At 56.8% G+C, this 5,258-nt stretch carries 4 protein-coding genes and 3 pseudogenes; 5 read left to right on the plus strand and 2 right to left on the minus strand.

Annotation, left to right across the window (positions count from 1 at the left end):
- Positions 1-125: pseudogene (locus VSR82_RS39385) on the plus strand (IS5/IS1182 family transposase); the annotation flags it as partial.
- Between the two features lie 1,148 nt (positions 126-1,273).
- Here the strand turns inward: VSR82_RS39385 and VSR82_RS39390 are convergent.
- Complete coding sequence (locus VSR82_RS39390) at positions 1,274-1,432, minus strand: hypothetical protein (RefSeq protein ID WP_410853111.1); 159 nt, start codon at positions 1,430-1,432, stop codon at positions 1,274-1,276.
- Between the two features lie 101 nt (positions 1,433-1,533).
- Here VSR82_RS39390 and VSR82_RS39395 point away from each other — a divergent pair, with 101 nt between their 5' ends.
- From VSR82_RS39395 to VSR82_RS39410, 4 genes and pseudogenes are all read left to right on the plus strand, one after another.
- Complete coding sequence (locus VSR82_RS39395; protein ID WP_498858861.1) at positions 1,534-2,280, plus strand: beta-ketoacyl-ACP reductase; 747 nt, start codon at positions 1,534-1,536, stop codon at positions 2,278-2,280.
- Between the two features lie 695 nt (positions 2,281-2,975).
- Positions 2,976-4,382: a GGDEF domain-containing protein gene (locus tag VSR82_RS39400; protein WP_498858862.1), complete on the plus strand. Its 1,407-nt coding sequence runs from the start codon at positions 2,976-2,978 to the stop codon at positions 4,380-4,382.
- A gap of 136 nt (positions 4,383-4,518) precedes the next feature.
- Positions 4,519-4,611, plus strand: a pseudogene (locus VSR82_RS39405) (IS6 family transposase); the annotation flags it as partial.
- Positions 4,612-4,765: 154 nt separating this feature from the next.
- Positions 4,766-5,108, plus strand: a pseudogene (locus tag VSR82_RS39410) (IS110 family transposase); the annotation flags it as partial.
- Positions 5,109-5,160: 52 nt separating this feature from the next.
- On the opposite strand, the gene VSR82_RS39415 reads toward VSR82_RS39410, so the two are convergent.
- On the minus strand, positions 5,161-5,258 hold a 98-nt coding region (locus VSR82_RS39415), incomplete at its 5' end, for an IS3 family transposase (RefSeq protein WP_498858863.1).

Here is a 5,258-nt window from a genome sequence, read left to right on the forward strand (position 1 = left end):
TCAACCGTTTCCGGCGTCTCGCACGTGACTATGAACGGCTCCCCGAAACTCTCGCCGGGCTTCATTTTGTCGTCTTCGCAATGCTCATGCTTGTCCACGCCGTGCCAGTACTTCAAAGTTCCTAACACGCTCTAAAAGCTCGTTTGCGATGCGCTCACAACGTCCGGCGCAGCTTTCTACTTGAGTAGACCGCCATGTTGATTACTATGTATTCCTCATCAATAAGAGAGAACATTCTCAAACTCAATATTCTTTACAATCCGTTATGACCTTTCCGTCAGGCTTGGTACCCATGGCAAGAAGAAGAAACCCAGACCCCAACGGATGCAACAGATGAACACTGGTACCTCGCCGCTCCGTACGCTGACCTTGATGAGTAAGGGCCCACCACGGCGCTGCTACATGCTGCGCGAAGGGCTCAACGCGTTGCGCTGGATTATGAGAGCGGGTGGAGCGTCGCATTTGTTACCCAATAGCTGAGGGAGGTGGTCTACCAGCAGACGCAGCGCAGCGCTGAATCCAGGCAAGCTGCTTCGGGGCTATGTCAATGACCTGCGTTCGATCATCCGGGTTGCGCAGGAACACCGCCGTCAACACAGCGCGGTCATTCTCGACGCGCGCACCTCAGTCGAGCTGATACTGGCCCGCACGGCGGTTGATACCGTGGGCAGTCGCTTGCCGTGCACGTGGGGCTGGCCAACCAGCAGGAGCGCGCCCCGGTCGGGAAGCTGGCGCATCGGGTTCTGCAGGCCGCCGGTCGGACTGCCTTTCGACGACCGGAGGTGCACAGACGAAGAACCTGCGCACGCTACACTCGACGAAGGCATTGACCTCTAAGTCGTCAAGCCGCCGCAGGCTAAAAGGCGCTCCGTGTATTTTTGGCGCCGCTGGTCAAACGCAGCTTTGACTGGCTCAACCGCTTCCGCAGAAAGCGGCAGACGCTACAGAGCGATGGCGCGAGGCCCTCGCTGGTTGCGTTTCGTCGTATTCTCCGTGCTTGTGCTCATCCACATTGCAGCCTTTGACAAAGGGGCATAACACAACCTAGCTGCGCCCCCCTATTTACCAGCCGTGCGGGGCAGATGAACCCCCGAGAGAACCCGACGAATAGCGAGCGGGGAAGGTCGGAACACTACACTCCCGAGTGCGGCAACGGTATCTCTTCGATGATTGATCCATGTTAAGCCCGCTGTTGACCGATACGCCTATATTGAACACGCAATCATGGCGTGCGCGTTTGCAGCTGCTTCCAACCGGATAATTGCGGATCGCTTTATCGCGTCAGGAAATCCGTCATGCGAGGAAAATCCGTGACACCATTCAATCCGTAGGGCGCGAACTTACGTTTGCGCTGCGAACGCATGTGTTCTTCTGCGAAGTTCTGCAACGAGCCGGCCTTGCCGTACCGTCGCATAAAACCGGCGGTCGACATGGTTCCTCGAGGGGAGTGTCGGGGAGCCGAAAATCTCCGGACAATTCAGTAAATCGACTCAATCACCGGCCGCCGACGGCCTCGCTCACAAGGGGAACATCATGTCAGCCAAACGCGTTGCTTTCGTTACTGGCGGCATGGGCGGTCTCGGAGCCGCCATTAGCCGACGTCTCCACGATGCAGGCACGGTGGTCGCCCTCTCGCATTCCGAGCACAACGATCACGTTGCCACGTGGCTCGTCCATGAACGGGATGTAGGTCGCCGTTTCGTTGCGTTCGAGGTCGACGTCTCCAGCTTCGATTCGTGTGCGCATTGCGCGGAGCGCGTGCTCACCGAATTCGGTATGGTGGACATTCTTGTGAATAACGCGGGCATTACGCGCGATTCAAGCTTTGCAAGAATGACCAAGGAAGATTGGGATAAGGTCTCACGCACCAATCTCGATTCCATGTTCAACCTGACGAAGCCATTTCTCGGTGGAATGGTCAAGCAGGGATTCGGGAGGATCGTGAATATCGGCTCAGTGAACGGTGCGCGCGGTGCATTCGGGCAAACCAACTACGCCGCAGCAAAAGCGGGCATTCACGGTTTCACCATGTCGCTCGCGCTGGAGACGGCGCGATACGGCGTTACTGTCAACACGGTGTCGCCCGGTTATCTCGCCACGACCATGACTGCGGCGATTCCCAAGGACGTAATGGAAACACGAATTCTTCCTCAGATTCCGGTCGGCAGACTCGGTCAACCGGACGAAGTCGCGGCCGTGGTGGCATTTCTCTGTTCCGATGAAGCCGGCTTTGTCACGGGCACCGATTTCTCCGTCAACGGTGGTATGCACATGCGATGAAAAGCGACAATCTAGCGTCAGACAACTTTCGGTTTTGTCTGGCGCAGTCTGCGCGGGACATTCACTTCAACGACAATTGTCCATAAGAAACGCATGGCGTAGCGGATGGGACACGATGCGCCAATTGCAAGACAGCGACAATCCAACATCGCCGCCGGGCCAAGGTTCGCGAAGGACTAAATGTTTCCGATAAGCTAAGCGATGTAAATTGTCGTAACTTTGAGGGTTCGTCGCTGACGAGCCAGCCTTCTACCCGAACCAGCGCAGAGGGACCGCTTCCGAGAATGGCAAACCCGCGTCACGCGGGCCGAGGTAATTGCAGGGCTGAGCCTCTATGGTCGTAAATTTTACGATTGCGCATCCCTAGCCCAGGCATTATCGTCAGCAGGCCGGTTTTCTCGCCAACGGGCACACCAACAAAAACGAGTCGTACACGTTATTGTTTTTCCATTTTTTGAGCGTTTTTTGACGCCATCCCAAAAAGGACGACGATACAATCCCATCCGGCATGCGGGGCCCATTCAACGTAGGAATTTAAACGCGTCGTTTTGATAGAAAATTGGGAAACATACAAAGATGGTTGCAAACTTTTATGGCGCATCGATTCAGCTCGTCTGTCAAAATCCGTATCTGGCAAAGGCAATTGTATCGATGGGGGCAACGACGGGCTGAAAGGACCACACCGGAGTGAATTTATGAGCGCGACGACTGCGGTGCAGACTGATAAGCAACGTTCCTTCGTGCGGTTCATCACGAGGAGCTACGCGCAGTTGGTTTTCGTCGCCTTCGCTCTTGTTCCGGCCTATCTGATTGGCTACCTGTATTTCTTTCAAAACCCGGGTCTCAAGTTCGAAAACTACCCATTTCATGAAATTTCGATCACAGGAGCGACGTTTGTGGGTCTTTTTGTCGCCTACTTGGCGTGGCAATGCTATCGATCCTCCGGCGAGCCGTTGCTGCGATGGATGACGCTAGGCTTCCTCGGATCTGTATTGATCTGTGCGCTCCATGGCGCATTCACCAGATCCGCTCATCAAAACATTTGGCTATTCCTGTTGTATGGTCCGGCGTCGCGTCTAACGATGTCGATTCTGTTGTTGATTGGGCTTCTGTCGTATCAAAGGCCGTCTGATCCCGCTGAGCGCCGCGCCGGAGCCAAGTACTTGCTAAGTTGGGCCGCAATATTCCTCGTAGTGGACGTTCTGGTTGCGCTTCTTGCCCATTCTACAGTTGCTGGCGTTATCATTCTGCGGGTCATGGACACTGCGGCGCTCGGGTTTTCGACGCTCAGCGTCGTTATCCTGATACTGCGTCGGCCTCGGTCCCCGCTGATGCTGGTCTGTGGCATCTCCGTCATGTCCTTCGCTCTGTCGTCGGTGGCTTTTCTTCTGAGCAGCCCATGGAACCACATGTGGTGGCTTGCTCACGTCATTTTCGCCAGCGGCCTCTTCCTTCTCAGCTATGGCGTGGCGCAGGCCTTTTTGACGACACGTTCATTTGCGACGATCCATAGTCGCGAGGAGTTGAACGCGCGACTCGCCCAAGAAATGGATCGCGCCAAAAACGCTCTGAAGGAAGTTCACCGCGAGAACCAGAAGCTGGCGCACCTCGCGGCGACCGATCCATTGACCGGAGCTGCGAATCGGCGTCATTTCATTGCGTGTGTAGAAACGGAGGTCGTTCGCGCACAGAGAGACGGCACTCCATTCTCACTTCTCGCGCTCGATCTCGACAACTTTAAATGGGTCAACGACGCTTACGGACATCAGGTCGGCGACACAGTGCTCCAGGGATTCGTGCGAGTATGCCGCGACGCGATTCGGCCCTACGACGGCGTAGCACGCGTGGGCGGCGAAGAGTTCATGGTGCTGCTGACCCGCACATCGCTGGATGCAGCACTCGCAATCGGCGAGCGCATTCGCGCGACAATTGCCAGCACGACTTTCGCCGGTGAACTTGGGTGCAAGGTATCGATAACTGTCAGTATCGGCATCTCGCAGTTCGGCAGGGATGGTCGCACGATTGACGCACTACTTCGGTCAGCAGACGAGCGGCTTTACCACGCGAAAAGTCGGGGTCGCAACCGAGTGGCGATTGTTTAGCGGACCGAACCCCGCAGATGTACGCAAGCGCAACGCGACTGACGCGGCTCTTCAAGGGTAGTTCGTTGTCCCCTTATTTCGCTCAATGGCGTTGGATTGGTCCACATGATCGTCAGAGATAGAGAACCGGGCCTAAAACAGTCACCAGCCCACGCACAGCCACCAACGTCAGATGCAAGGTTTTCGCAACCCGGGGCGCACGCAGTCGCTTCTGTCGGAAGTCGAACCGAGTTAGTGTGGCCGCTCGACGAGCTCAAAACAGCTTGTCGTCGAGCGCCGCGTTGAACACCGTCGGGGCACTAATCGCCCCCGCTGAGCGCCAACGCCCGACCAAGCCCTTTTTCCATCTACTCCATCGGTTGGCAGCGTGTGGCACCTGACACAGGCATGACGGCGTTCTGCTTGCCTATCTGCCCGGACTGGCGATGCGCCGCATTGCCGACCTGCATGCCGGTGAGGCCAAGACAGACGCCCGCGACGGCCGCAATCATCGCCGAGGCCGCCGGTTCGAACCCGCATACGCTGCGCTCGCTTCGGTTAGCTGATGAACCGCTCGCCGAGCTGCCCATGCTGTGCGGCTTCGACGACGATCTCGCCGCTCAAATTCCCCAAACCAGTAACGGGATTCGCGGCCTGCTCACCCAGATCCATCCCGCGCTTGAGCGCGTTCTCGGACCGCGCCTCGAGCATCCCGCCGTGCTCGATCTACTCGAGCGCTACCTGTCAACGCCGCTTGAATTCTGACCCGCCGGGGGTGCGGCGGAATTCTTGGACTGATTTATGCCGCAATTCCGAGACTCTGCCGATATTCGACCGGGCTCAGGAAGCCGAGCGAGACCTTGATCCGCTTTGCGTTGTACCAGCGGATGTACGAGT

The organism is Burkholderia sp. JPY481, assembly GCF_038900515.1.
In the GTDB taxonomy this organism is placed as follows: Bacteria; Pseudomonadota; Gammaproteobacteria; order Burkholderiales; family Burkholderiaceae; genus Paraburkholderia; species Paraburkholderia youngii.